The 26378-nt window shown below is 64.0% G+C and carries 26 protein-coding genes; 23 read left to right on the top strand and 3 right to left on the bottom strand.

The genetic code is table 11. The annotated features are described in order from the left end of the window. Positions 1 to 14: 14 nt before the first annotated feature. The 14 genes from CXR03_RS00470 to murA all read left to right on the top strand — a co-directional run bounded on the left by CXR03_RS00470 (position 15) and on the right by murA (position 12677). Entirely contained in the window at positions 15 to 1919 is a 1905-nt protein-coding gene (locus tag CXR03_RS00470) for a nucleoside-diphosphate sugar epimerase/dehydratase (protein WP_104101247.1), read from the top strand. Next, a complete protein-coding gene (locus CXR03_RS00465; RefSeq protein WP_104101245.1) occupies positions 1919 to 2917 on the top strand; it encodes a glycosyltransferase family 4 protein in 999 nt (332 codons plus the stop codon). The genes CXR03_RS00470 and CXR03_RS00465 overlap by 1 nt, the downstream gene beginning before the upstream one ends. A 111-nt stretch (positions 2918 to 3028) precedes the next feature. Continuing rightward, on the top strand, positions 3029 to 3517 hold the full coding sequence (locus tag CXR03_RS00460) for a hypothetical protein (protein ID WP_104101243.1): 489 nt from the start codon (positions 3029 to 3031) through the stop codon (positions 3515 to 3517). Next, complete coding sequence (locus CXR03_RS00455; RefSeq protein WP_258073429.1) at positions 3510 to 3779, top strand: AtpZ/AtpI family protein; 270 nt, start codon at positions 3510 to 3512, stop codon at positions 3777 to 3779. Before CXR03_RS00460 ends, CXR03_RS00455 begins: the two co-directional genes overlap by 8 nt. A gap of 79 nt (positions 3780 to 3858) precedes the next feature. Continuing rightward, positions 3859 to 4665, top strand: coding sequence for a F0F1 ATP synthase subunit A (gene atpB / locus CXR03_RS00450; protein ID WP_104101239.1), 807 nt, complete (start codon positions 3859 to 3861; stop codon positions 4663 to 4665). An 85-nt stretch (positions 4666 to 4750) separates the two neighbouring features. Beyond that, the gene (locus tag CXR03_RS00445) at positions 4751 to 4960 is read left to right on the top strand and encodes a F0F1 ATP synthase subunit C (protein WP_181032239.1); all 210 of its coding nucleotides are present in this window, start codon (positions 4751 to 4753) and stop codon (positions 4958 to 4960) included. A gap of 42 nt (positions 4961 to 5002) precedes the next feature. Continuing rightward, on the top strand, positions 5003 to 5551 hold the full coding sequence (locus CXR03_RS00440; protein WP_104052454.1) for a F0F1 ATP synthase subunit B: 549 nt from the start codon (positions 5003 to 5005) through the stop codon (positions 5549 to 5551). Next, the gene (locus CXR03_RS00435; protein WP_104052453.1) at positions 5551 to 6366 is read left to right on the top strand and encodes a F0F1 ATP synthase subunit delta; all 816 of its coding nucleotides are present in this window, start codon (positions 5551 to 5553) and stop codon (positions 6364 to 6366) included. The genes CXR03_RS00440 and CXR03_RS00435 overlap by 1 nt, the downstream gene beginning before the upstream one ends. 102 nt (positions 6367 to 6468) lie before the next feature. Next, the gene (gene atpA / locus CXR03_RS00430) at positions 6469 to 8106 is read left to right on the top strand and encodes a F0F1 ATP synthase subunit alpha (RefSeq protein WP_104101237.1); all 1638 of its coding nucleotides are present in this window, start codon (positions 6469 to 6471) and stop codon (positions 8104 to 8106) included. A 101-nt stretch (positions 8107 to 8207) separates the two neighbouring features. Next, complete coding sequence (locus CXR03_RS00425; RefSeq protein ID WP_104101235.1) at positions 8208 to 9101, top strand: F0F1 ATP synthase subunit gamma; 894 nt, start codon at positions 8208 to 8210, stop codon at positions 9099 to 9101. 72 nt (positions 9102 to 9173) lie between these two features. Beyond that, positions 9174 to 10637 carry a F0F1 ATP synthase subunit beta gene (atpD, locus tag CXR03_RS00420; protein WP_104052450.1) on the top strand — a complete coding sequence of 488 codons (1464 nt, stop codon included), beginning with the start codon at positions 9174 to 9176 and terminating at the stop codon, positions 10635 to 10637. A 5-nt stretch (positions 10638 to 10642) separates the two neighbouring features. Further along, positions 10643 to 10936, top strand: a complete 294-nt coding sequence (locus CXR03_RS00415; RefSeq protein WP_104052449.1) for a F0F1 ATP synthase subunit epsilon — start codon at positions 10643 to 10645, stop codon at positions 10934 to 10936. Between the two features lie 9 nt (positions 10937 to 10945). After that, the gene (locus CXR03_RS00410; protein ID WP_104101234.1) at positions 10946 to 11374 is read left to right on the top strand and encodes a DUF2550 domain-containing protein; all 429 of its coding nucleotides are present in this window, start codon (positions 10946 to 10948) and stop codon (positions 11372 to 11374) included. 37 nt (positions 11375 to 11411) lie between these two features. Continuing rightward, positions 11412 to 12677, top strand: coding sequence for a UDP-N-acetylglucosamine 1-carboxyvinyltransferase (gene murA, locus CXR03_RS00405; protein ID WP_104101232.1), 1266 nt, complete (start codon positions 11412 to 11414; stop codon positions 12675 to 12677). A gap of 218 nt (positions 12678 to 12895) precedes the next feature. Here the strand turns inward: murA and CXR03_RS00400 are convergent, their stop codons facing one another. Together CXR03_RS00400 and nucS are read right to left on the bottom strand one after the other, a co-directional pair. Continuing rightward, positions 12896 to 13099 carry a cold-shock protein gene (locus CXR03_RS00400; RefSeq protein ID WP_104101230.1) on the bottom strand — a complete coding sequence of 68 codons (204 nt, stop codon included), beginning with the start codon at positions 13097 to 13099 and terminating at the stop codon, positions 12896 to 12898. A gap of 360 nt (positions 13100 to 13459) precedes the next feature. After that, entirely contained in the window at positions 13460 to 14155 is a 696-nt protein-coding gene (gene nucS, locus CXR03_RS00395) for an endonuclease NucS (RefSeq protein WP_104101229.1), read from the bottom strand. A gap of 41 nt (positions 14156 to 14196) precedes the next feature. Here nucS and CXR03_RS00390 point away from each other — a divergent pair, with 41 nt between their 5' ends. Further along, positions 14197 to 14556, top strand: coding sequence for a hypothetical protein (locus CXR03_RS00390; protein ID WP_104101227.1), 360 nt, complete (start codon positions 14197 to 14199; stop codon positions 14554 to 14556). Positions 14557 to 14602: 46 nt separating this feature from the next. Here CXR03_RS00390 and CXR03_RS00385 read toward each other — a convergent pair whose 3' ends face one another. Further along, a complete protein-coding gene (locus CXR03_RS00385; protein ID WP_104101225.1) occupies positions 14603 to 15904 on the bottom strand; it encodes an AI-2E family transporter in 1302 nt (433 codons plus the stop codon). 236 nt (positions 15905 to 16140) lie between these two features. On the opposite strand from CXR03_RS00385, the gene CXR03_RS00380 reads away from it, so the two are divergent. The 8 genes from CXR03_RS00380 (at position 16141) to CXR03_RS00345 (ending at position 26213) form a co-directional block, all read left to right on the top strand. Further along, a complete protein-coding gene (locus tag CXR03_RS00380) occupies positions 16141 to 17946 on the top strand; it encodes a hypothetical protein (RefSeq protein ID WP_104101223.1) in 1806 nt (601 codons plus the stop codon). Between the two features lie 64 nt (positions 17947 to 18010). Then, entirely contained in the window at positions 18011 to 18973 is a 963-nt protein-coding gene (locus CXR03_RS00375) for a tetratricopeptide repeat protein (protein ID WP_104101221.1), read from the top strand. Positions 18974 to 18983: 10 nt separating this feature from the next. After that, on the top strand, positions 18984 to 20096 hold the full coding sequence (locus CXR03_RS00370; RefSeq protein ID WP_104101219.1) for an NADH:flavin oxidoreductase/NADH oxidase: 1113 nt from the start codon (positions 18984 to 18986) through the stop codon (positions 20094 to 20096). A gap of 224 nt (positions 20097 to 20320) precedes the next feature. Then, a complete protein-coding gene (locus tag CXR03_RS00365) occupies positions 20321 to 21115 on the top strand; it encodes an ABC transporter ATP-binding protein (RefSeq protein WP_104052439.1) in 795 nt (264 codons plus the stop codon). Next, the gene (locus CXR03_RS00360) at positions 21097 to 22668 is read left to right on the top strand and encodes a transporter (RefSeq protein ID WP_104101217.1); all 1572 of its coding nucleotides are present in this window, start codon (positions 21097 to 21099) and stop codon (positions 22666 to 22668) included. Before CXR03_RS00365 ends, CXR03_RS00360 begins: the two co-directional genes overlap by 19 nt. 14 nt (positions 22669 to 22682) lie before the next feature. Beyond that, positions 22683 to 22994: a DUF3039 domain-containing protein gene (locus tag CXR03_RS00355; protein ID WP_104052437.1), complete on the top strand. Its 312-nt coding sequence runs from the start codon at positions 22683 to 22685 to the stop codon at positions 22992 to 22994. A gap of 52 nt (positions 22995 to 23046) precedes the next feature. Further along, positions 23047 to 24429 carry an MFS transporter gene (locus CXR03_RS00350; RefSeq protein WP_181034455.1) on the top strand — a complete coding sequence of 461 codons (1383 nt, stop codon included), beginning with the start codon at positions 23047 to 23049 and terminating at the stop codon, positions 24427 to 24429. Then, positions 24426 to 26213 (top strand): DEAD/DEAH box helicase, encoded by a 1788-nt coding sequence (locus CXR03_RS00345; RefSeq protein ID WP_104101214.1) that lies wholly within the window; start codon positions 24426 to 24428, stop codon positions 26211 to 26213. Before CXR03_RS00350 ends, CXR03_RS00345 begins: the two co-directional genes overlap by 4 nt. Positions 26214 to 26378: the final 165 nt, after the last annotated feature.

Below are 26378 nucleotides of genomic sequence, written 5' to 3'. Positions count from 1 at the left end.
ACCCGTTGAGGATTATGAGGCAGACAAGCACGGACGAGAGCGGTCCTTTCCGCGGCGAAAGGCCTGCGCTGTGGCTGTGGACGCAGTACATTCTGGACTCTCTGGCCTGGATCGTGGCCATCGTCCTGGCGCTGGTGCTGCGGTACGAGCTCACGGTGGACCAGATCAATCCCGGGGGTGTCGCCGTCTTCTGCGGCGTGGCCGTGCTGGTGCAGCTGATCGTGGGTTACTCCTTCGCGCTTTACCGCGGCAGGTACAGCTTCGGAAGCTTCCACGAGATGCGGCTGCTGGCCATCGTCACGCTGGTTGTCTCCGCCATACTCGTCATCGTCAGTGCGCTCTTTGGCCTGGCCATCGACATTCCCCGCAGCACCGGCATGATCGCCTTCCCGTTTGCCTGCCTGTTCATGGCCGCCATCCGCTACCTCAAGCGCATGTATGTCGAGGGCAAGGCGCGTCCGGGCGACGAGGCCCAGCGGACGCTGGTGTACGGCGCCGGTTTCCTGGGCAGTTCCCTCGTGACGCGGATGATGAAGGACCCGGATTCCCCTTACTATCCCGTTGGCCTGATCGACGATGATCCGGCGAAAAAACATCTCCGGCTGTCCACCGTGCCCGTGCTGGGCCGGCTGCAGGACCTGCGCGAGGTTGTCCAGCGCACCCGCGCCACTATCCTGATCATTGCGATCGCCGACGTCGAAGCCCGCCAGGTGCGCGAGGTCACCGACCATGCTGAGGGCTTGAACCTCCGGGTACTGGTATTGCCGCCGCTGAAGGACATGCTGAGCAAGGGCGCCGGTGCCGGCCTCACCGATTTCCGCGAGGTTGCCGTTGAGGACCTGATCGGCCGCCGTCCCGTGGATATCCATGTGGAGGAGGTGGCCGGCTACCTCACCGGCCGCAAGGTCCTGGTGACCGGAGCGGGCGGATCCATCGGTTCCGAGCTGTGCCGCCAGATCACCGCCTTTGATCCGGCCGAGCTGATTATGGTGGACCGCGACGAAACCGGACTGCAGCTCACCCAGCTGTCCATTACCGGACACGGCCTGCTGAACGGCAGGGACACCGTCCTGGCGGACATCCGCGATCCCGCAGCGCTGGAGCAGATATTCACCGAACGCCGCCCCGACGTCGTTTTCCACGCTGCGGCGCTGAAGCATGTTTCCCTGCTGGAGCAGTATCCGCAGGAAGCCTGGAAGACGAATGTGCTGGGAACCGCCAACGTCCTGCGGGCCGCCAAGAAGGCCAAGGTCAAGTACTTCGTCAACATCTCCACGGACAAAGCAGCCAATCCCACCACGGTGCTGGGGCACTCCAAGCGGGTGGCCGAGAAACTCACCGCGTGGATGGCGCACAGCACCCAGGACCGCTACGTGTCGGTGCGGTTCGGCAACGTGATCGGCAGCCGGGGTTCCATGCTGCCCCTGTTCACCGAGCAGATCCGGCAGGGCGGGCCGCTGACCGTGACCGATCCGGAAGTCACCCGGTTCTTCATGACCATCCCCGAAGCCTGCCAGCTGGTGATCCAGGCCGGGGCCATCGGCCGCGGCGGAGAAGTCCTGATCCTGGACATGGGGGAGCCGGTGAAGATCCTCGACGTCGCAAAACGGATGATCGCCATGTCCGGCAAGGACATAGAGATTGTGTTCACAGGGCTTCGTCAGGGCGAAAAGATGCACGAAATCCTGGTGGGCACCGGTGAAGATGACTCCCGTCCGCTGCATCCCAAGATTTCCCATACTGCGGTGGATGAACTGAACCCGTCGGACCTGAAATTCGAAGACTGGCTACACAAGTGCGGTGTGGATTCGCACGGTGAAATCCTGCCCCCGGTCACTGAAATCGGAGGCGCGGTTCCCGGCGAACGCACTGCCCGCCGCCCCCGCAGCGACGGAACAGCGAAACGGCGGACCGGCTAATGCTCCTTGCCCTGTGCATTGGGGCAGCCTTCCTCGCAAGCCTGCTGCTGCCCTTCCTCTTCATACCTCTCCTGCGCCGCCTTGGCGTCCTGGACATCCCCAACGAGCGCTCCTCGCACAGCAAGGTCATCATCCGCGGTGTGGGAGTCACCATCGCCGCGGGTGTCCTGCTGGGCACGGGCCTATCCCTGCTGACCGGACTGGTTGCCATTGACCGGTCCATCATGGCGATCCTGATGGCCGTTATCGCCGCGGCGTCACTCCTGGGCTGGATCGAGGACTTCCGCGGCCTGTCGGTCCGGGTCCGGGCCGGACTTCAGCTGCTCCTTGGCATCGTGGGAACCACCGCGCTTGTCTGGACCATGGAGCAAAGCTACTGGTGGGTTCCGGTGGGGGCCCTTGCCATTGCCGCCTACATCAACGTCGCCAACTTCATGGACGGCGTCAACGGGATCTCCGGGCTGCACGGCATCGCTGTCGGCGTCCTCTACGCGGTGGCCGGCCAGCTCACTGACCATGTGTGGATGACGGTGGCCGGTGCGGTCACTGCCGCCGCTTTTGCGGCGTTCCTGCCATGGAACCTGGGCCGCGGTTCGGTGTTCATGGGCGACGTCGGCAGTTACCTCCTGGGTGCCTGCGTTTCCGGAATTGCGGTTGCTGCCTTTTTGGCCGGGGTTCCCGTGGAGTATCTGATCTTCCCGATCCTCATTTATCTCGCTGACACCTTCTCTACCCTCCTGCTGCGCATGAGCCGGGGTGAACGCTGGTATGCCGCGCACCGCCAGCATGTCTACCAGCGGTTGACCGACGTTGGTCTCAGCCATCTCCAGTCCGCCGGCGTGGTGACCGTCTGCACCCTGCTGACCGGGGGAGCGGGCCTCGTTCTCGCCGGAGCGGAGGATGTGCCCAAGATTGCGCTGACGCTCTTTGCCGCCGCCGTAGTGGTGTTTTACCTTTTCTCTCCGAAGGTCTTCGGCCGGCGGCGCGCCCGGGTGTGAGCGTATGTGACGTCTCCCGGGCGGAGGCGACTTCTATGTGCTGTAGAATTTCAAGAGTCGCGAAGAATACGCGGCACAATTCCCGCCCCAGCCCGAAGGATGTCTAAAGTTATGAGCCCCGCAGACGGTGCCCAGACTGGACGTCCCCTTGTCGCTTCAGGGCCCACCCTGAATCCGTGGCTGCGCATCTTCCGCACCGCGATGATGTGGACCGGCCTGGTTGCCGCAGTCCTTATCGTTGCGTCCCTGGTCGTAGACGGGACCGCAGGTGTCGGCAGCGTGCTGTTTGGCTGGGCCCTCGTCATTGCCTTCAGCGGCGTCAGCCTGCTGATTGTCCATGTGGTGGGCCGGGACAACCCGCACGGCGCGATGGCCATGTTTGCGCTGATCTACATCGTCAAAGTGGCTGTTTTTGCTGCGGTGCTGCTTCTGATCGGCAGACCGGACTGGCTTGAGGCAACGTGGTTCTTTACCGCAGCGCTTCTGACCGTGGTGGTATGGCAGGTTGCGGAAATCCGTGCCTTCTCTCGGATTCGTTTCCAGCTGTACGACGACAATGCGGGGGAAGAAACATCAGTCAAAGGGAAAATGGATGTCTGAAAAGCCTGATTACGATCCCGAAAACACGTACGACTCGGGCATGCGCGTCTTCAGCTACATCATTGGCGGGATCGTCGCCTGGGGTTTGATAGGGTGGTTTTTGGACAATCTGTTCGAGACTCAGTGGTTGGTGCTCGTCGGTATCCTTTTTGGAGCAGCCGCCGGATTCTATCTGACCAAAGTCCACGGCCTGACCGGAAGCAAACCTGCGAAAGCCAGCGTCGGCCATCCAGCCCACAACCGTGAAGAAGCCGAACAGTAATGCCACAGTTTTTAGAGCGGGCAACCAGTATTGCCCCGATTCACACGCCCGATGAAGGACACAGCAGAGAGGAAACGCGTTGATCGCGCTTGCACTCCCGGCCACTAATGAAGGTGGATTCGTTCCGCCGGCCATTGACGAAATGCACCTCCCTGAGATTCTCCCGTGGGGCGCGGACTACGGCACCGGTGTCGGCAAGCAGATGCTGCTGGTCGTCCTCTCGGTCATCATCATTGCCGTCATCTTTGTTCGAGCTTCCCGTAAGGGCCAGCTGGTGCCGGGACGCCTGCAGTTCCTGGGTGAATTCGGTTACGGATTCGTCCGCAACGGCATCGCCAAGGATGTGATCGGCGAGCGGGACTTCCTCAAGTTCGTCCCCTTCCTCTTCGCGCTGTTCTTCTTCATCATCGTCAACAACATTTACGGTGCCATTCCGTTCATTCAGTTGCCGAGCTTCTCCCACCCGGGTGGTGCTTACCTGCTGGCCGCGATCGTGTACTTCACATGGATCGGTGTTGGCATCAAGAAGCACGGAATGAAGTACTTCGTGAAGGCCACAGTGCCCTCGGGCGTGCCGTGGTACATCCTCCCCGTTCTGGTTCCCATTGAGATCATCTCCAATTTCCTGGTCCGGCCGATCACGCACAGCCTGCGTTTGTTCGCCACCATGATGTCCGGGCACTTGATTGTCATGCTTGCCGGCGCCGGCATTGAATACCTCCTGGTTCTCCAGGACAACATCATCCTCCAGGCCTCGTCTGTCCTGGTGCTGGTCGGCGGCATCGCCATGTACATGCTTGAAGCACTGATCATGGTGCTCCAGGCCTACGTTTTCACCCTGCTTACCGCCATCTACATCCAGGGCGCACTGGCAGACGATCACTAAGCTTCCCCTCCGGGATAACTAAACTTCCCCTTCGGGGAAACCCCAAGCAACCTGCCCTCAGGGCATCTTGAAAGGAAAAATCAACATGGAAATCGCAGGTAGCCTCAACGCAATCGGCTATGGTCTCTCCGCAATCGGCGGCGCCATCGGTGTGGGTCTCGTCTTCTTCGCTTACATCAGCGGCGTTGCACGCCAGCCGGAGGCACAGCGCGTCCTTCAGCCCATCGCCTTCCTTGGCCTGGCACTGACCGAAGCACTCGCTATTCTTGGTCTGGTTCTCGCGTTCATTGTCTAGTCCGAACCGACTGACCCACCAAGCAGATAGGACGGGTGCATTATGGATCAGGTAATTATGTTGGCAGCCTCTGAGGGCGCCAACCCCCTGATTCCCAACGTCTGGGAAATCCTGGTGACGGGAATCAGTTTCGCCATACTGATGTTCATCGTCGTCAAGTTTGTGGTTCCGGGCTTCGAAAAGACGTACGCGGAGCGCACTGAAGCCATTGAAGGCAACATTGCCAAAGCGGAGAAGGCCCAGGCCGAGGCCAGCGCAGCGCTGGTGGAGTACAAGGCACAGCTTTCAGATGCCCGGGCAGAAGCCAACGCCATCCGTGAGGAAGCACGCGCCGAAGGCGCTCAGATTCTTGCGGACCTGAAGGCTAAAGCTGCTGCTGAATCCGCTCGGATCACCGAGCAGGCCCAGGTGCAGATTGCCGCAGAACGGCAGGCGGCCGTAACGTCGCTCCGTGCTGAGGTTGGCACCCTGGCAACCGAGCTGGCCGGACGCATCATCGGCGAGACGCTCGAGGATGACGCCCGCGCTGCCCGCGTGGTTGACCGTTTCCTTGGGGAACTGGAAAACGAGAACGCAGGTGCAGCTAGGTAATGGCAGGAGTATCGAGCGAATCACTCGCCGCGGCACGGCAGCAGCTGGAAGCCAAGCTTCCGTTTGCGTCCCTGTCGCTGGCAGAGGAACTCTTTGGAATCCTGGGCGTTCTCGACAGCAGCGCCGGTGTCCGGCGTGCGCTGACCGATCCCGCCCGTGAAAGCGATGCCAAGGCGGCGCTGGTTTCACAGCTGGTAGGCGGAAAGGTTTCAGCCGACGCTGAAGCCATTGCAGCCAATCTGGTCTCCTCGCGTTGGCGGTCTCCGCGTGACTTGGGTGATGCGCTCGAGGAACTGGCTGCCACTGTTGTTTCGGCAACGGCAGAAAACAGGGGATCAGGGCTTGTCGGCCTCGATGCACTGGAAGACGATCTCATCCGGTTCAACCGGGTGGTGGCTTCCAGCCACGAACTCCAGCGTGCACTGTCCGAGCCGCAGGCCTCGCCTGAAGCAAAGATCACGCTGGCCGAGAAGATTGTGCCCGGGGCCAGCCCCGCGGCACTGGTACTGATCCGCCAGGCGGTCACGCATCCGCGTGGCCTGAAGCCCAGTGCCCTGGTGGCACGCTTCCTGGAGCTCGTTGCCGGGCGCCAGAAGCGCTGGATCGCCGAGGTTCGGGCCGCCCGTCCGTTGACCCAAGAGCAGCTTTCGCGTCTGCAGTCCTCTCTTAATGGACTCTACGGCCGTGAGTTGAAGATCAACGCCGACGTTGACCCGTCACTGATCGGCGGCGTGCGGATCGCAGTGGGGGACGAGATACTGGATTCATCAGTAGTTTCCCGTCTGTCCGACCTCCGTCGGAAGCTCGCGGTCTAGCCGTCCCGCGGGACGGTTGAGACCAGTTTCAGATCATTTGAGAATTAATCACGGTCATCGGCACCAAGCGATGATCACAACACAGGAGAGCAGGGACTGCAGATGGCCGAATTGACCATCAACGCCGACGACGTCCGTAATGCGTTGAACGAATTCGCGGCGTCCTACGAACCCGGAAACGCAGAGCGCGTTGAAGTTGGCCGCGTAACAACCGCCAGCGACGGCATTGCCCGTGTGGAGGGCCTGCCCTCCGTCATGGCAAACGAGCTGCTTCGGTTCGAGGACGGCACACTGGGCCTGGCCCAGAACCTTGACACCCGTGAAATCGGTGTCGTTGTACTCGGCGATTTCGCCGGGATCGAAGAAGGCCAGGAAGTTCACCGCACCGGTGAAGTCCTGTCCGTACCCGTGGGCGATGCCTTCCTGGGCCGCGTTGTCGACCCGCTGGGCGAGCCCATGGATGACATGGGCCCCATCCAGGCCGAGGCACGCCGTGCACTGGAACTCCAGGCACCCGGCGTAACCCAGCGCAAGTCGGTTCACGAACCGCTTCAGACGGGCCTCAAGGCAATCGACGCCATGATCCCGATCGGCCGCGGCCAGCGCCAGCTGATCATCGGTGACCGCAAGACGGGTAAGACCGCCATTGCTGTTGACGCCATCCTGAACCAGAAGGCCAACTGGGAATCCGGCGACGTCCAGAAGCAGGTGCGCTGCATTTACGTAGCCATCGGCCAGAAGGCGTCCACGGTTGCTGAGATCAAGCGCACCCTCGAAGAGGCCGGCGCCATGGAGTACACCACCATTGTGGCCTCCCCGGCATCCGACCCCGCAGGCTTCAAGTACCTGGCACCGTACGCCGGTTCGGCCATCGGCCAGCACTGGATGTACGGCGGCAAGCACGTCCTGATCATCTTTGATGATCTCTCCAAGCAGGCTGAAGCCTACCGCGCCGTGTCACTGCTGCTGCGCCGTCCGCCGGGACGCGAAGCTTACCCGGGCGACGTGTTCTACTTGCACTCCCGTCTGCTGGAGCGTTGCGCCAAGCTCTCCGACGAGCTCGGTGCAGGCTCGATGACCGGCCTTCCGATCATCGAAACCAAGGCAAACGACGTCTCGGCTTACATCCCGACCAACGTCATCTCCATCACCGATGGTCAGATCTTCCTTCAGTCGGACCTCTTCAACGCCAACCAGCGCCCCGCCGTCGACGTCGGTATTTCCGTCTCGCGCGTCGGTGGTGCTGCACAGCAGAAGGCCATGAAGAAGGTTTCCGGTACTTTGAAGCTGGAACTGGCCCAGTACCGCGACATGCAGGCATTCTCCATGTTTGCTTCGGACCTGGACGCAGCCACCCGCCAGCAGCTCACCCGCGGTGCGCGGCTGATGGAACTCCTCAAGCAGGGTCAGTACGCTCCGTACCCGGTTGAGGAACAGGTTGTTTCGATCTGGGCCGGCACCAACGGCTACCTGGACGATGTTCCCGTGGAAGACGTGCTCCGCTTCGAAGGCGAGTTCATCGACCACCTGAAGCACAGCACGTCCGTCCTGACCACCCTGGCACAGACGGGCAAGCTTGAGGACTCCACTGTGGAGGAACTTAAGAAGCGCGTTGTCTCCTTCAAGGAAGGCTTCTTCGGAGAAGGCGACAACCACCTGGTTGCCGCCGGCCACGAAGAGTATGCCGCCCTGGGCGAAGACGCTGTTGACCAGGAAAAGATCGTCAAGCAGAAGCGCTAGCGGCTTAGGTGTTCCGCGTCCGGGCCCCAGCGGCCCGGACGCGGAACCCTTGGCCTATGCCTTAGCCCCTAGTTCAAACGCTAGGAACTGAAAGGAAAAGTATGGGAGCCCAAATTCGGGTCTACCGTCAGAAGATCGCTTCGACGACGTCGATGCAGAAGATCTTCAAGGCGATGGAGCTGATTGCTGCCTCTCGCATTGGAAAGGCACGCACCCGTGTGGCTGCGTCATTGCCGTACTCCAATGCGATCACCCGTGCCGTTTCTGCTGTGGCGTCCCAGTCGGAAATCGATCACCCGCTGACTACCGAGCCGGAGCAGATCCGCCGGGCAGCCATGGTGGTTATGACTTCCGACCGTGGTCTTGCTGGTTCGTACTCCGCCAGTGTGCTCAAGCAGAGCGAATCCTTGGTCGAATTGCTCCATGAAGAGGGCAAAGAGGTCAAGACCTACCTGGTGGGACGTAAGGCACAGGCGTACTACGATTTCCGTGACCGGGAATCCGCACGTGTCTGGACCGGAAACACCGACGCACCTGACTTCGAAACGGCCCGCGAAATCGGCAGGGCCCTTCTTGATGACTTCAACACAGACTACGAAGACGGCGGCGTGGATGAAATCCACATTGTCTACACCCGCTTCAAGTCGATGGTTGTCCAGGAACCAACGGTGATCCGCCTGCTGCCGCTGGAGGTCGTGGAGGAAGAAGCACAGTCCGAGACTGAGCTGCTGCCTCTGTACGAGTACGAGCCGGAGCCCGAAAAGGTTCTTGACGCACTGCTGCCGCGCTACATCGAGTCGCGCATCTTCGCAGCCATGCTTCAGGCAGCCGCTTCCGAGCTTGCAGCCCGCCAGCGTGCAATGAAGTCCGCAGGGGACAACGCCTCCGACCTTATTAAGAAGTACACGCGACTTCGCAATAACGCCCGTCAGGCCGAGATCACCCAGGAACTGTCCGAAATTGTTGCCGGTGCCGACGCGCTCAGCGCGTCCTAGCGCCTGCTTCAGGACCAGTTCCACCAAAGCAAACTTAGTCCACACGCCATCTAACTGAGTGAAGTGAGAGAGATGACTGCCCAAACTGTCGAGCACGGATCTGATTCCGTAGCCTCGGGTGCCACCGGCCGTATCGCCCGTGTCATCGGCCCGGTTGTCGACGTCGAATTCCCGGCTGACGCAATCCCCACCATCTACAACGCCCTCACCACCGAGCTGACGCTCAACGGTGAGACCAAGACCATCACGTTCGAAACGTCCCAGCACCTCGGCGACAACCTCGTGCGCGCCATCTCCATGCAGGCCACCGACGGCCTGGTCCGCGGCGCAGCCGTCAAGGACACCGGCGCACCGATCTCCGTCCCCGTAGGCGACGGCGTCAAGGGCCACATCTTCAACGTCCTGGGCAAGCCCCTGGACGTCGCTGAAGATCAGCTGGAGATCACCGAGCGCTGGCCCATCCACCGCAAGGCTCCGAACTTCGCGGACCTCGAAGGCTCCACCGAGATGCTGGAAACCGGCATCAAGGTGATCGACCTTCTCACCCCGTACATCAAGGGTGGAAAGATCGGCCTGTTCGGCGGCGCCGGCGTCGGCAAGACCGTGCTGATCCAGGAAATGATCACCCGTGTGGCCCGCAACTTCGGTGGTACCTCGGTATTCGCCGGTGTTGGCGAGCGTACCCGTGAAGGCAACGACCTCTGGGTTGAAATGGAAGAGGCAGGCGTCCTCAAGGACACCGCCCTTGTATTCGGCCAGATGGATGAGCCGCCGGGAACGCGTCTGCGCGTGGCCCTGTCCGGCCTGACCATGGCGGAATACTTCCGCGATGTGCAGAACCAGGACGTGCTGCTCTTCATCGACAACATCTTCCGCTTCACGCAGGCAGGTTCCGAGGTTTCAACGCTTCTGGGCCGCATGCCTTCCGCTGTGGGCTACCAGCCGAACCTGGCCGACGAGATGGGTCTCCTGCAGGAGCGCATCACGTCCACCAAGGGTCACTCCATCACGTCGATGCAGGCCATCTACGTGCCTGCTGATGACTACACCGACCCGGCCCCGGCCACCACGTTCGCGCACCTGGACGCCACCACGGAACTTTCCCGTGAAATCGCCTCGCGCGGCCTGTACCCGGCCGTGGATCCGCTGACCTCCACGTCGCGCATCCTCGACCCGCAGTACGTGGGCCAGCTGCACTACGACACGGCAGTCCGCGTCAAGCAGATCCTCCAGAAGAACAAGGAACTGCAGGACATCATCGCCATCCTCGGCATCGACGAGCTCGGCGAAGAGGACAAGATTGTTGTGGCACGTGCACGCCGCATCCAGCAGTTCCTGTCGCAGAACACCTACACCGCCAAGCAGTTCACCGGCGTCGAGGGCTCCACGGTCTCCATCAAGGAAACCATTGAGGGCTTCAAGGCCATCTGCGACGGCGACGTGGACCACATCGCCGAGCAGGCCTTCTTCAACGTCGGCAGCATGGACGATGTCATGGCCAACTGGGCGAAGATCCAAGAGCAGACCGGGAAGTAAGCCCTATGGCGAACACTGCTGAACTCGAAGTTGAGATTGTCGCAGCGGACCACTTCGTGTGGTCCGGCGCGGCAAAGATGGTCAAGGCACGCACCAGCGAGGGCGACGTCGGGATCCTTCCCGGCCACACCCCGCTGCTGGCCATTCTGGCCGAGGGCGAAATGGCCATCGAGCCGGTCTCCGGTGCCCGCTTCACGGTGAACGTTGACGGTGGTTTCTTCTCCGTCGACAGCAACCGCGTAGTGATTGTCGCTGACAACGCTCAGATGAACGACGCAGCCAACGCTGGGACTCGCTGACCCTTCCCAATGAGCAGCTCTTATTTGTTCATTGCGCTGGCAGGGCTCCTGTTCCTGCTGGTACTGGCAGTAGTTCTGTTCGGGGTGCGCCGCAGTCAGCTGCGGCGCGCCCTGGGTACTTTTGACGCCTCCATCTGCTTTCCGCCCCGCGGGTGGCAGATGGGGGTTTGTCGTTATACGGACACTCATCTGGAATGGCTGCGCCTTATCTCGCTCAGCCCTCGGCCGCCGCATCGGTTCCTGCGCAGTTCGCTGGAGATAGGGAGCTGGCGGCAGCCTACGGAGGCTGAGCGCGCCCGCATCCAGCCGGGCGCCATCATCGTCACTCTGGAATATCAGGGCACAGAATTCCTCGTGGCCATGAAGTATGAGGTCTATACAGGCCTGTCCTCCTGGCTTGAAGCCGGCCCTGTCATTGGCATCGGGACCTGGCGCTAAGGAAATCGGCAACCGTCAACCGCCTTAGTATTGAGGAATGGAAGACGTCATTGTTGTTACCGGACCGGCCACGCTCAACGGAGCGGTCAGCGTCCCCGGAGCTAAAAACAGTGTCCTGAAACTGATGGCGGCAACGCTGTTGGCGCAGGGGCGCTCCACGATCACCAACGTTCCCAACATCCAGGATGTCTGGATCATGGCCGAGCTGCTGCGCCGGCTGGGCTGCTCCGTCGATTACGACGTCGAAGCGGCCGCTGTTTCCATCGACGTTCCGGAACTTCCCCTGCACCAGGCGGACTATGACCTGGTGCGCGCCATGCGGGCCTCGATCTCGGTCCTCGGTCCGCTGGTCGCCCGCTGCCGCCAAGCCGAAGTGGCGCTGCCCGGCGGTGACGCCATTGGCTCCCGCGGGCTGGACATGCACCGGGCCGGCCTTGAGCTGATGGGAACCACCATCACCATTGACCACGGGTACCTCGTGGCTTCTGTGCCGGACGGCCTGATCGGAGCCCGCCATCTGCTGGACTTTCCGTCCGTGGGGGCTACCGAGAACCTGATGATGGCTGCGACCCTTGCCGCGGGAACCACCGTAATCGACAACGCGGCACGCGAACCTGAAATCACGGACATTGCACTCATGCTCAACGAGATGGGCGCCCGAATTTCCGGCATTGGCACCAACACCTTGGTGATCGAGGGCGTTGAGCGGCTGGAACCGGTGGTGCACCGGGTCGTGCCGGACCGGATCGTTGCCGGAACGTGGGCCTTCGCAGCGGCTATCACCGGCGGCTGCATAGAAGTGCGCGACGCGGACGCCTCCGCGCTGACCGTGGTGCTGGACAAGCTCTCGCAGGCCGGTTGCACCGTCACGGTGGGGGAGGACAGCTTTACCGTCAAAGGCAACGGTCGCCCGGAGCCCATCAACGTCTCCACCCTGCCGTATCCGGGTTTTCCGACCGACCTGCAGCCCTTCGTTGTGGCCATGAATGCCGTTTCCACCGGCTCCGGAATGGTCACGGAGAATGTCTTCGAGGCCCGCTGGGGATTCACTTCGGAGCTCGCGCGGCTGGGTGCGGTCATCCGGCTGGACGGGCATCACGCCCTGATCCAGGGCGTTCCCCGACTGTCCGGGGCACCCGTCGAAGCCAATGACATCCGGGCCGGTGCTGCCCTCGTCATAGCCGGGCTGGCCGCTGAAGGCACCACCGAGGTCCGCGGAGTGGACCACATTGACCGCGGGTACGAAAAATTTATGGAGAATCTCCGCGGGCTGGGCGCGCAGGTCATTCGCCGGCGCAGCTGACACCCGGGGCAAATCCCTCCGGCGTGGGGAATCCTGCCGGTAAGCAGCGGCAGGATTCCCACCCCCGGAAACCAGGCCGGAAACCAGGCCGGAAACCAGGAAAGTCCCCGGCAGATGCCGGGGACTTTCCTGGTTATCCGGGAAGAGACCCCGGAAGGCGGTGCTAAGTTTTGTGGTGAAGCTTCGTTTTATGGTGAAGCTTCGTTTTGTGGTGAAGCTTAGAGGGCGGTGACGCCGGTAGCCTGGGGGCCCTTGGCGCCCTGGCCGATTTCAAACTCAACGCGCTGGTTCTCATCGAGAGTCTTGAAGCCACCGGTCTGAATTTCAGAGTAGTGAACAAAGACGTCGCCGTCTGAATCATCGGGAGTGATGAAGCCGAAGCCCTTTTCAGCGTTAAACCATTTGACGGTACCCTGTGCCATTTTTGTTTCTCCTCATAAGTGGAACTACAGACCGCCACACCCCGCGGCAGCCTCATTGTTACTGAAACGGGAAGGCTCAAGATCCTTGCCATTCAGCAGTTCCTTGAGGAGCTTCACGCTCGCAACGGTCTTGCGAGCATGAATAACACCTACACAAAGACTGGTTATAGGATTACACACACCCAAAGGCTGGTCAACGAATTGGGGCAAAATATTTTCGAGTATTTTCGAGAGTGTTTTGCCCGCACTTCTTAGTGCGGTTGGTCCGGCCCGTTTGAACTTCCGGCGGCGTTATGTCCGGGGATAACCGGGTTGATTTCACGTGCAATCTCCGGTCCGCGGGACCAGGTCTCCGCCAAGCTAAAAGAGGCGCGATTCTGAATCGTCCACACCGCGCATGGCGTCATAGTCCAGGGTGAGGCACTCGATGCCGCGGTCGTTCGCGAGTACCCGGGCCTGCGGTTTGATCTGCTGGGCAGCGAACACACCCTTGACCGGAGCCAGGAGCGGGTCGCGGTTGAGCAGCTCGAGGTAGCGCGTGAGCTGTTCAACGCCGTCGATGTCCCCGCGGCGCTTGAGCTCAACGGCAACAGTGGTGCCGGAGGCGTCCCGGGCCAGTATGTCCACCGGTCCGATCGCCGTCATGTATTCCCGGCGGATCAGCGTGAAGCCCTCGCCCAGCTTGGTGATCTGCTCAGCCAGCAGGCGCTGCAGGTCAGCCTCAACGCCGTCCTTGATGAGGCCGGGATCCACGCCGAGGTCATGGGAGGTCTCGGAGAAGCGTTCGTAGATGCTGATGACGAGTTTGTCGTCAGTCTTGGCGCTTTGAACGTTCCACGTTTCGATGACGCCGGTGTCGGCGTCGTCGTCCGAGGGAGCGGTGATGCGCAGGGTGGCCGGAGGGCTCATCCAGTTCAGGGGTTTGTAGGAGCCGCCGTCGGAGTGGATCAGGACGGAACCGTCGGCTTTCACCATCAGCAGACGGACGGCGAGCGGAAGATGGGCACGGAGGCGGCCGATGTAGTCAACAGAGCAGCGGGCAATTACTAAACGCACAGTTGCACTTTACCGGCTCCGATTGAGGCAAAATGACTTATATGCCCCGTTCCAACCGTCCCCGCCGCCCGCCCGGCGCAGCCAACGCCAACCTGGGCCGCAGTGCCCGGAGCAAATGGGCAATGCCCGCCATGGAGCTGGATCTGGAGCGTACCCGTGCCGGAATACCGCACCGGGAAAGCGCGCCCGACGGCGAATGGTCAGTGAGGCAAATCACGGCCCGGAACGCGGCAAAAGAGTACAAATGCCCCGGGTGCGGCATCACGATCCCGCCGGGAGTCCCGCACCTCGTGGTGTGGCAGGAGGATTCGCTCCTGGGCCGCGACACCGCCGTCGCGGACCGCCGGCACTGGCACGACCGCTGCTGGCGCACCCGCAGGACCGGCGGCCGACGGCGCTGACTGAGGTGCCGCCGTCGGGCTCCGCTGAGCGCCCCGTAGCTGGCCGCTAGCGCTGGTCCTGGCGGGAAATAAAGACTTCCTTGAGCAGCAGCAGCACGGCTGCTGCGGTGGGAATGGCAATCAGGGCGCCCAGGACACCCAGCAGGGTGCCACCGGCGATAACCGCGATAACGGCTACGGCCCCCGGCACTGCGACGGCGCGCTGCATGATGCGCGGGGACACGAAGTACGCCTCGAACTGCAGATAGGCCACGTAGAACAGTGCGAAGACCACGGCGGTCTGCCAGCTGACGGTAAGGGCTACGAGGGATACCAGCACCAGGGCGATGGGCGGGCCCACCAGCGGAATAAACGCCAGCAGTGCCACTACAAAGGCGAGCAGAACAGAGAACGGCACCCCGGTGATGCTCATGACAATGAAGGCATAAGTGGCGTCCAGCAGGGCGACCAGCCCCTGGCCGATCACGTAGTTGCCCACACTGCCGCTGATTTCCTCGGAGAGGGCTTCGACGCGGCGGCGCCGGCTCCTGGGTGCCAGACGGTACGCCCACAACTTCATGGACGGCAGGGAGGAGAGGAAGTACAGCGTCAGCACCAGGATAATCAGCGCACCAAAAAGGCCGTTGGCAATAACCGTGCCCACCGAAAGCACGCCTCCGAAGACCCCGCCCAACGCGTCCGCGTTGCTGAAGAACTTATTGACCTCTTCTTCGATCCGCTCCCGCACGTGGAACTGCTGTTCAATGTTTACGAAGAAATCCGATTCCAGAAAGGTGTCCACATAGCCGGGGGCATTATTGATGATCTCCGTGGTCTGCCGCACGATGGTGGGAATCAGGGTCGCGAAGAAGCCCATAATGATTCCGGCCAGGCCCAGGACGGTGATGGCAATTCCGGCCGGCCGGGGTATTCTCCGGGCCGCCAGCCAGCGCACTATGGGGTCCAGTCCCAGCGCAATGAAGAGTGCGGCTCCGATCCATACCAGGAGTTCACCGACGTTGGTCAGGATGAAATAGCAGAGGAGGGCAATTCCCACGCCCACGGAAAACATGAAGCCGAAATGGATGGGATGGCTGCTCATGCGGTCGGGGGAATCATCGCCGCTGCTGCCGGCCTCGTCCGGTTGCTGGGGACCGGCCGGCGCTGTTCCCTCCATCGCAGTCTCCGGCGGAAACTCGAACCGGCGCCGCGGACGGGCTCCGGGAATACCGCGGGGCGCCGCGTGCCGGATCCGTTCGGAGGCGGCGGACAGAAAACCGGGGCGCTTGCCTGACGGAGAATTCGTGCCCCCGGTCTGTCCGGAAATAGGAGGGGATCCGTCAGCCGGCAGGTCCTGATTCTCGGCCATTGTGCAGGTCTCCTAGATTTAGCGAACGCCCCGGTACGAAGCGCCACATTATCAGTCCCGGTGCCCCGGCGGCGGGGTGCGCCGACGCGGCGGCGGGCTTCGAATGTGTCCTGCCAGAGGATTTCGTTACCATTGGGTTATAAACCCGGCTACCGCCCTGACATTCAAGAGGCTCCACGTCCCGTTCGCCTGCCTATACGTGAGGCACTTGCACCGAGACTGAAGATAGGTAAGTTGTGCGAAACAAATTTGCAGTTCCGCTGATCGTCATCGGAGTGCTGCTGATGCTCATCGGCATCGGGCAGCGCACCGTCTGGGCCCCGCCCAGCACCGTTACGGCGGCAGCACCGTCCCAAGACCAGGAAGCGCCGCTGACCGTCATCAGTTCGGACGTCCTCACCCAGCACTCCGACGGGGTGGATGTGACCGTCTCTGCGGACGGGCCGTTCCTGATGGCCGTAGGCCGGGCCGACGACGTCGACGCCTGGGTGGGGGACGCCTCCGTGCTGCGCATCGGTGCCGACGGCGAGTCGCTCACCTCCGAGGTAACGGACGGCACTGACACTGTTCCCAACCCTGCCGGATCCGACCTGTGGGTCTCCGAACAGGAAATTGAGGATGAGCTGACCTTCGGCTGGGAGCCGCCCGCCTCCGGGGACTGGCAGATCCTGCTGGCCACGGACGGGACCGCTGCTGCGCCTTCGGCTGTCTCGGTTACTTTCGCCAACGATGATTCCACTCCGTTTGCCGTCCCCCTGATTGTCCTGGGCGCCCTTGTCGCCGTTCTGGGCCTGGCGCTGACCTTCATGACCGGCCGGGGCAACAGCGGCCGCCGGTCCGGCGGGAACGGACCTGCCTCTTCGGAGCCGGGCAAGCAGGCCACACCGCCGGGCGCCCATCCGGCAACCGGCGGCACCGGGGACCCGGCCGTCGTACCCGCCAAGGACTCCACAGCGGGACCTGCGGGCAGCACGCAGGCCTTCGGTATCCTTCCCGCCCTCAGGCGCCGCGGTCCTGCAGCGGCTCTGGGCACCGTCATTGCCGCCGGCCTGAGCTTTGGGTCACCGGCTGCGGCACTGGCAGCGCTTCCGCTCACCGCAAGCCCCACAGCTGAATCCGCGAGCCCCGCAGCAGAATCCGGCAGCGAAGCCACGCCGCCCGTGGTTCTGGATTCCCAGCTGGAACGGATCCTCTCCGAAGTCGCATCTACCGTGACCGAAGCCGATGCGGCAAAGGATACAAAGCTGCTCGCCACCCGCGCCGCCGGAAGCACCGCAAGCCTGCGCGAGGCCAATTACGCCACCGCAGCGAAGGTGCCGGAAACTGACGCACCGGAGCCGGTTGTCGCGGAACCGCTGATGACGGACCTGATCATGGGCGGAACTGAGTTCCCGCGCAGCATCGTGGCGGTCACCCAGGGTCCGGACAATGAAGTTCCGCAGGCGCTGCTCCTTGTGCAGGAATCGGCCCGCCAGAACTACAAGCTGGTTTCGGCCATCAAGATGCTGCCCGGCACCACCTTTCCCAAGCGTCCTGCCAACGGCACCGGAGTAAATCCGGCTCCGGCAGGCTCAGCTGACGGACTGGACATTGCCCCGCAGGCCGCCGTCGACGGCCTGGCGGACGCCCTGACCAACCCCGAAGGCGCAAACAAGGACACGTTTGCGGCCAACACCTTCGCCGAGGCCGTCACCAAGTTCCAGAAGACCGTCCTGTCCAGCCCGGATAACGAGTTTGCCGACATTACGTTCAAGCACACATCCGTGCCGGCGGACACCCGGGCGCTGAGGACCGCGGACGGAGGCGCCATCGTCTTCGGGTACATGGACAGCAGCTACGCGAGCGTTCCGCGGGAAGTGGGTGACTCGATCAATCTGGAGGGCACCGTCTACGAGAAGCTGACAGGCGAAACGAGCACGGAGGCCGGAATCGACGTGAAGTACGGCGAGGGCGTCATGCTGTATGTTCCGCCCGCCGGCAGCACGGACCAGATTCAGGTCATTGGCGCCGTCCAGGAACTGTTGTCCGCCACCCTCAAGTAGCCCTACCCTATGTCAGGGGTAACCGGGGTGCCGGTGACCCGAGTCCGCGTAATAAGGTGAAGCCATGAGCACTCCGAACCACCGCCCCGCACCGGCCCCTTCCTCGATGAACCTGCGGGGAGCCGTTGACCTGTCCGCGCTAAAAGCCAAGGCGGCTGCGCCGCCGGCACCTGCCGGTGCTCCGGGCGCGCCGGCAGCGGCTGCGGGTGGTGCCAGCCCGTACATCGTGGAGGTGACCGAGCAGTCCTTCCCCCAGGTGGTTCAGCTCTCCGCGCAGGTGCCGGTGATTATTGACCTCTACTCGGCCCGCAGCCCGGAGTCGCAGCAGGTCAGTGCGGTGCTGCAGAACATCGTGGCGGAGCAGGACGGAAAGCTGCTGCTGGCACGGGTTGACGCGGATCAGCATCCCCAGATTGCCCAGGCATTCCAGGCCGTGGCAGTGCCCACGGTCGCTGCGGTCCTCAAGGGCCAGCCGGTACCGCTCTTTGACCGTGCAGTGCCCGAGGAACAGATCCGCGCCCTCGTTGCCGAGCTGCTCCAGGTCGCCGCGGCCAACGGTGTCACCGGTTCCCTGAATGAGGACGGAGGCGCTGAAGCTGCGGAGGATGCACCCCTTCCGCCGCTGCACCAGGAAGCCTACGACGCCATTGTTGAAGGAGACTACGACGGCGCTGCCGCGGCCTACCGCAAAGCGCTGGCCGAGCAGCCTGCCGACGCCGAAGCCAAGGCCGGGCTCGCCCAGGTGGAGCTGATGGCCCGGCTCAAGGGGGTCGACGCGGAGAAGCTTCGCACCGATGCCGCGGAGAACCCCAACGACGTCGACGCCCAGCTGGCGGTCGCTGACCTGGATGTCTCCGGCGGCCACGTTGAAGATGCCTTCACCCGTGTGGTTCGCCTGATCTCCCGGGTCTTCGGCGAAGACCGTGAGCGGGCCAGGCTGCGGCTGCTGGATTTGTTTGAAGTGGTGGGCACCGCCGACCCGCGGGTGACCAAGGCGCGCTCCGCCCTGGCCCGGGCACTCTTCTAGGCCCGCCGGTATGACCGAGGCGGCGGCACACCAGTTCCACGGCCTGTTTGATCCCCTGACCCTCCGGGGCCTTGAGCTGGCACACCGCGGCTGGGTTGCCGCCATGTGCCAGTACTCCGCCGACGAGGTCAACGCTCCCGGAGTGCCTAATGACTGGCATCTGATGCATTTGGGCTCCTTCGCCGCCGGGGGAGCGGCTCTGATTATCACCGAAGCCACAGCGGTCAGTCCCGAGGGCCGGATCAGCCCCCAGGACACTGGAATCTATAACCGGGAACAGGTTGACGCCTGGCGCAGGATCATCGGCTTTGTGCACAAATACGGGGCCGTGGACACCAAGATCGGCGTGCAGCTGGCCCACGCGGGGCGCAAAGCGTCCACCTATGCTCCCTTCGCGGAGGGCAGCGGCACTGTTCCGGAGGCCGACGGCGGGTGGCTCACCGTTGGTCCCACCGCCGAGCCGTTTGGCCGCTATGGCGCACCGGAGGCCTTGGACGAGGCAGGCATCCGCAAGGTCATTGATGACTTCGCCGTCGCTGCCAAACGGTCCGTTGAGGCGGGCTTCGACACCATTGAAATCCACGCCGCCCACGGTTACCTGCTGCACCAGTTCCTGACGCCGCTGGTGAATACCCGCACCGACGGCTGGGGCGGGTCGGAGCAGGGCCGCAACCGGCTCACCTTGGCGGTCATCGACGCCGTCCGTGCGGTCATCCCCGAATCCATGCCGCTGCTGCTGCGCATATCTGCCACGGACTGGACCGCCGGCGGGGTGGACGAGCACACTTCAGCCCGGCTGGCCGCCCAGGCCCGTGACCAGGGCGTGGACTTGGTGGACGTTTCCACCGGCGGGGCAGTTCCGGGGGCTTCCATACCGGTGGGGCCGGGATACCAAACCGGTTTTGCGGAGTACGTGCGGAAGCACGCAGGCGTGCCCACGGGCGCCGTCGGCCTGATCCGCACAGCGGCGGAAGCCGAGCAGATACTGCGCGAGGGACGTGCCGACGCGGTCCTTATTGCGCGGGCAGCGCTCAGCGACCCGCACTGGTGGCTGCATGCTGCCGACACGCTGGACGCCAAGCTGCCGTGGGCCCCGCAGTATGAACGGGCCCGCCAGCCGTAGCCTGCAAGCCCTTTGGGTTAGCTTGGCGAAGGTCCGATCCGATCCGCGTGGCGAGAAAAGGCGCCTTTGCCGGTTCGGTTGTCCCGGCGATGCGGCTTTGTTTCGGCCCCCTACTCCGGAAGGCGGGTTTCGCCGCCCGGACTCGGCGCGATTCTGGTCCTTGCGGCTGATCCGTGGACGGGAGCCCGGGGGTAGGTTGGTGGCATGACGAAAGTGGTGCTCACATGACCGACTCCCTGCCCCTGGAAACCTCGGCCGTTCCCGCTGCCCCCGCCCTGGCAATTCGGGGACTGGCGAAGCGCTTCGGCGAGAAAATTGCCGTCAACGGGATCAGCCTCGACGTCCCGGCGGGTTCCTTCTTCGGACTGGTCGGCCCCAACGGTGCGGGCAAGACCACCCTGCTGTCCATGGCAACCGGATTGCTGCGGCCCGAGCATGGCCAGGTGTGGGTGCACGGCACGGATGTCTGGGCGGAGCCGCTGAAGGCCAAGCGCCTGATGGGAGTACTCCCGGACGGCGTACGGCTGTTTGACCGGCTCACCGGCGAACAGCTGGTGACGTATGCCGGCCTGCTGCGTGGCATGGACCGCGCGACCGTGGCCGAACGGGTGCAGGACCTGCTCGAAGCCATGGACCTGGCCAATGACGCCGGCACCCTCGTTGTTGACTACTCCGCCGGAATGACCAAGAAGATTGCGCTGGCATCGGCACTGATCCACGCGCCGCGGCTGCTGGTGCTGGATGAGCCATTCGAAGCGGTGGATCCCATCTCCGCCGCCAATATCCGAGACATCCTCGCCGGCTATGTTGCCAACGGAGGCACCGTCATCGTCTCCAGCCACGTGATGGACCTGGTCCAGCGCATGTGTGACCACGTGGCTGTGGTTTCCGGCGGCAACCTCCTGGCGGCTGGAACCGTGGACGAGGTCCGCGGCGGCGAATCCCTGGAAGACCGGTTCGTGCAGCTCGTCGGCGGACGCACCCACTCGGAGGGACTGCCGTGGTTGCGCACCTCGTAAGGCTTAAGCTGACCCTGCTGCGCAACTCCCTGCGCCGCAGCCCCTGGCAGATCGTGGGGATTGTCCTGGGTGCACTGTATGGAATTGCGGTTCTAACCCTGCTTTTCGCAGGGTTGTTCCTTCTGAGCACGATCGATCCGGAGCTGGCCCGAACAGCTACGGTGCTGGCCGGTTCCGCCGCCGTGCTGGGCTGGGCGCTGATCCCGATCCTTGCCACCGGTGTGGACCTGACCCTGGACCCGGCGCGCTTCGTCACGTTTGCCGTTCCCCTGCCGAAGCTGCTAACCGGCCTGGCACTGGGCGGTCTCATCGGGATTCCCGGCGTGGTCACCGTCCTGGCCGCGCTTGCCTCGGCGGCAGTGTGGTGGCGTTCTCCGGCCGCAGTGGCGGCCGGTCTCCTGACCGCGCTCATCGCGGTTTTCACCTGTGTCATTGCTGCCCGGGTCACCGTGGCGGCGAGTACCTCGCTGGCTTCCTCCCGCCGGTTCAAAGACATCACCGGTCTTCTGCTCATCATTCCCCTGATGCTGCTGGGACCGATTATTGGGGGGATCAGCTCGGGTGTCAGCGGTGCAGGGGAGTACCTTCCTTCCCTGGCAGGCACACTGTCCTGGACCCCGTTGGGAGCTGTTTGGGCCGTCCCCGGCGACGTTGCCCTGGGCCAGTGGGGAACCGCGGCCGCCAAGCTGGCCATCGCCGTCGTTTTTCTGGCCCTGCTGGTCTGGGCCTGGAAAGTCCTCCTCGTCCGGGCGCTGGTCACGCCTCCCTACAACGCCGGAGCCCGGCGTAAGGGCGGCAAGCTGGGCTTCTTTGGACTGTTTCCGGGGACCCCCACCGGTGCAGTGGCGGCCCGGGCCCTGACCTACTGGATCCGGGATCCGCGCTACGGCGCCTCCCTGCTCATCATTCCGCTGCTGGTGGTGGTGCTGCTCTTCGTCAACAACACCGGCGGCACTCCTGTGGTGCCGTTGCTCATCGGCCCGCTGGTGGCTTTCCTTCTGGCCTTCGGGATCTCGGCCGACGTGGCGTATGACAACACCGCCTTTGCGCTGCACATCAGCACCGGGGTTACCGGCGCCGCTGACCGCGCCGGCCGTGTCCTTGCCTGTGCCGCCTTCGGCGTGCCGACGGTGCTGCTCGCCACCGTGCTGCCCTGCGTGCTGCTGGGGCAAACGGACCTGCTGCCGGTGCTGCTGGGTGTTTCACTGGGGGTGCTGCTCAGCGGGCTGGGCCTGTGCAGCGTGGTGTCCGCCCGCTACACCTACAACGTGCCGCTGCCGGGAGAGAACGCGTTCAAGACGCCGCCCGGTTCCGGCGGGCGCACCGTCCTTGTCCAGGGATTGGGCATGCTGGCTCAGGTGGTGATCGTGCTGCCGGTGCTGGCATTGGCCGTGGCCGCCCTCGTGACGGGCAGTGCACTGCTCGGCTGGCTCACCCTGGCCGCCGGCGTGGTGCTCGGAGCCGGGCTGCTGCTGGCCGGGATCCGGATTGGCGGCCGCTGGCTGGACCGCCGCGCCCCGGAGCTTCTGGCTGCTGTATCCGTGAACAAATGACCCCTGGTACTAAGATGGGAGCCATGAGTCTTCCTCCCGATCCTTTCGAAAACGACCCTGCCCGCCGCCTCGACGACGGCGGCGGTTCCACCGCCGTTATCGAGCGCGAAGAACAGCGCGAGTACACCGAACCTGGCGACAGTGAGCGGTTTGCCCACTATGTCCGCAAGGAAAAAATCATGGAGTCCGCGCTCTCGGGAGAACCCGTGATCGCCCTGTGCGGCAAGGTGTGGACCCCGGGCCGCGACCCGAAGAAGTTCCCCGTGTGCCCCACCTGCAAGGAAATCTACGACGGGCTGAGCGCGCCCAAGGACGGCAAGAAATAATTCCGGTGCGTCCATGAGCGGTTCGGCTCCGCAGCGCCGGCCCGCAGGCGCAATGTCTGCAGAGTACCGGGCCCTCACCCTGGGCATTCTGGCGATCATCACCTGTTCCGCCTTCGAAGCGATGGCGGTAACGACGGCGATGCCCGTGGTGGCAGCGGAACTCTCGGCGGGTGCCGGCTACGGGCTGGCATTTTCGATGTTCCTCACCGCCTCGCTGCTGGGCACCGTGGTTGCCGGCAGCAGGTGTGACCGCGAGGGGCCGCTGCCCTCGCTTGCCGGGGGCATGCTGCTGATGACCGCCGGGCTGGTGCTCTCGGCCCTGGCCGGGGAATTCTGGATTGTCACCGCCGGCCGGGCGGTATCCGGGCTCGGCGGGGGAGCCATGATCGTGGCGGTCTACGTGATCATTGGCGAGATCTACCCGTCGGCGCTTCAACCGGTGATTTTTGGCTGGCTGGCGGCGGCCTGGATCCTGCCTTCCATGGTGGGTCCGCTGGCCGCGGGCCTGCTGGCGCAGTACGTGAGCTGGCGGTGGGTTTTTGCCGCTGTGATTCCCATTGTGCTGGTTGCCGGACTGATGGTCTGGCCGCGGATCCGCAGCCTGGGTCCGCCAGCCAGCCCCGCAATGGACGCAGCAGCAGGGCGCCGCCGCGCGCTCTGGGGCACGGTGCTGGCCGCTGCCGTGTTCCTCGCGCAGTGGGCGGGCAGCGCGGCCGCAGTGCCGTCGTCGGGCGCCGTACTGCTGTGGGCCGCAGCTGCGGCGGGAGCAGGAGCGGCCGGTGTCGCGCTGGGCCGTCTGCTGCCGCCGGGCACCCTGCGCCTGTCCCGCGGACTGCCCAGCGTGGTCGCCACGCGCGGCCTGCTTAGTGCCGGATTCGTGGCAGCGGAGGCCTTCCTGCCGTTGATGGTGCTGGCCACGCACGGTGTGGACCCCGCCACTGCCGGACTGGCACTGACCGCAGGAGCGGTAGGCTGGGCTGTGGGTTCTTTCCTGCAGGCACGTGCCGGCGGGCGGCGTCACCGGCTTTTGGTGATCGGCGCAACCATGCTGGCCGCGGCCGTGGGAGGAATCGGGCTGCTTGCCTCGCCGTCGGTCCCCTTCTGGGTGATCGTCCTGGTGTGGTCCTTCGCGGGAGCAGCCATGGGCCTGGCCTTGTCCAGCACTTCCGTGATGGTGCTGGCTCTGTCCACTTCCGCGGACCGGGGACGCAATTCCTCGTCCCTGCAGATTTCCGACCAGCTCGGAGCCGTTGCGGGAACCACAGTGGCGGGAATTCTCTTCGCCCTCCTGCAGGACCCCGCCGCTTCCGGACAAGCCGGCGTTTTCCGCGTCATGTGGCTTGTCCTGGCCATTTTTGCGTGCCTGGGGATTGTCTCCGGTGCGCGCAGCGCAATTGTTACCCCGAACACAGGAAAGGTGCCGTTCACAGCGTGAGCCCAGATACCCTCTTCGGCGGACCGGCCCTGCCGCCCGCCTACCCGGAGCGAGCCGCGTGGGGCACCGCCCCGAAGCTTCGCCAATGGCAGGCAGAAGCCCTGGAGAAATTTTTTGCCTCCGACGCCGACGATTTCCTCGCCGTCGCCACCCCCGGCGCAGGCAAGACCACCTTCGCCCTGCGCGTGGCCACCGAGCTGGTGGACCGCGGGATCGTCAAGCGGATCACCGTCGTCGCGCCCACCGACCACCTCAAGCGCCAGTGGGCTGACGCCGCCGCGAAGGTGGGCCTGGCCCTGGACCCCAACTTCAAGAATGCTGACGGCCGCCACGGTGACGGCTTCATCGGCGTGGCAGTGACCTACGCCCAGGTGGCTTCCAAGCCCATGCTGCACCGCGCCAAGACCGAAGCGGCCCGCACCCTGGTGATCCTGGACGAGATTCACCACGGCGGCGACGCCCTGTCCTGGGGTGACGGAATCCGCGAGGCCTTTGAACCGGCCGTCAAGCGCCTGTCCCTGACCGGTACGCCGTTCCGCTCCGACACCGCGGCCATTCCCTTTGTGGAGTACGAAAAGGACCGCGACGGGATCCGCCGGTCCAAGGCGGACTACACCTACGGCTACGGGCAGGCACTGAAGGACCACGTGGTGCGTCCGGTGATGTTCATGGCCTACTCCGGCACCATGCGCTGGCGCACCAGTGCCGGCGATGAAATGGCCGCCTCCCTTGGTGAAGCCGCCGTCACCAAGGACATCACGGCCCAGGCCTGGCGCACGGCGCTGAACCCCACGGGTGAATGGATTCCTGCGGTGCTGGCAGCTGCGGACCGCCGGCTTTCCGAGGTACGCCGGGCAGTGCCCGACGCCGGCGGACTGGTGATCGCAACGGACCACGACGACGCGCGTGCCTATGCGGGCCAGCTGAAGAAGATCACGGGGGAGTCTCCCACGGTCATCCTCTCCGATGATGCCAAGGCCTCGGACAAGATTGACGAATTCTCCGCCGGAGACCGGCGCTGGATGGTGGCTGTGCGCATGGTGTCCGAAGGCGTGGACGTTCCGCGCCTGGCGGTGGGCGTCTACGCCACCTCCACGGCAACCCCGCTGTTCTTTGCCCAGGCCGTGGGCCGGTTTGTGCGTGCCCGCAAGCGCGGTGAGACGGCGTCGGTGTTCCTGCCCTCGGTGCCTAACCTGATGGCCCTGGCCAACCAGCTGGAACTGGAGCGCGACCACGCCCTGGACCGCCCGGAGAACCACCTCGAAGAGGAAGGGTTCGCGCTGGAGGACAGTCTCATGGAGGCCGCCAACCGGGAGGAAAAGGCGTCGGACTCCCTCACCAAACAGAAGTTCGAGGCACTGGAATCCCAGGCGTCCTTTGACCGCGTACTGTTCGACGGCGGCGAATTCGGCACCGGCGGAGAGCTGGGCAGCGAAGAGGAACAGGACTTCCTGGGCATCCCCGGTCTGCTCGACGCAGACCAGGTGGGCATGCTGCTGCGCCAGCGCCAGCAGGAGCAGCAGTCCCGCCGCGGCCGGAAGGCTGCTGCAGCACCCGAGCCCGAAGCGGCCCCCGCGGTCATGGACCACCGGCAGCTCACCGAACTGCGCGGCCAGCTGGCCAAGAACGTCTCCGCCTGGTCTGCCCGCTCCGGTATGCCGCACGGCATGGTGCACAGCGAGCTGCGCCGCATCTGCGGCGGACCGCCCGTGGCGCAGGCCAACGAGGAACAGCTCAACCAGCGGCTGAAGAAGCTGCAGGACTGGTTCATCGGGCGCAAGTAGCGAAACAGACCGGAACGACGACGGCGGGTGCTGGTTCCTTCGGGAGCCGGCACCCGCCGTTGTTGTGTGCCGGCGCCGGCGCCGTGCGGGCTGGTCCGGTCCATGGTTAGGCGTCCGCAGTACAGATAACGGGCTCATGGGGGACGTTTAGGCCCGTTATCTGTA

Source organism: Arthrobacter sp. 08Y14 (genome assembly GCF_002929455.1).
Lineage (GTDB): Bacteria > Actinomycetota > Actinomycetes > Actinomycetales > Micrococcaceae > Arthrobacter_B > Arthrobacter_B sunyaminii.
Note: the sequence above shows the minus strand (reverse complement) of the source record. Positions and strands in the feature narration are given on the sequence as shown.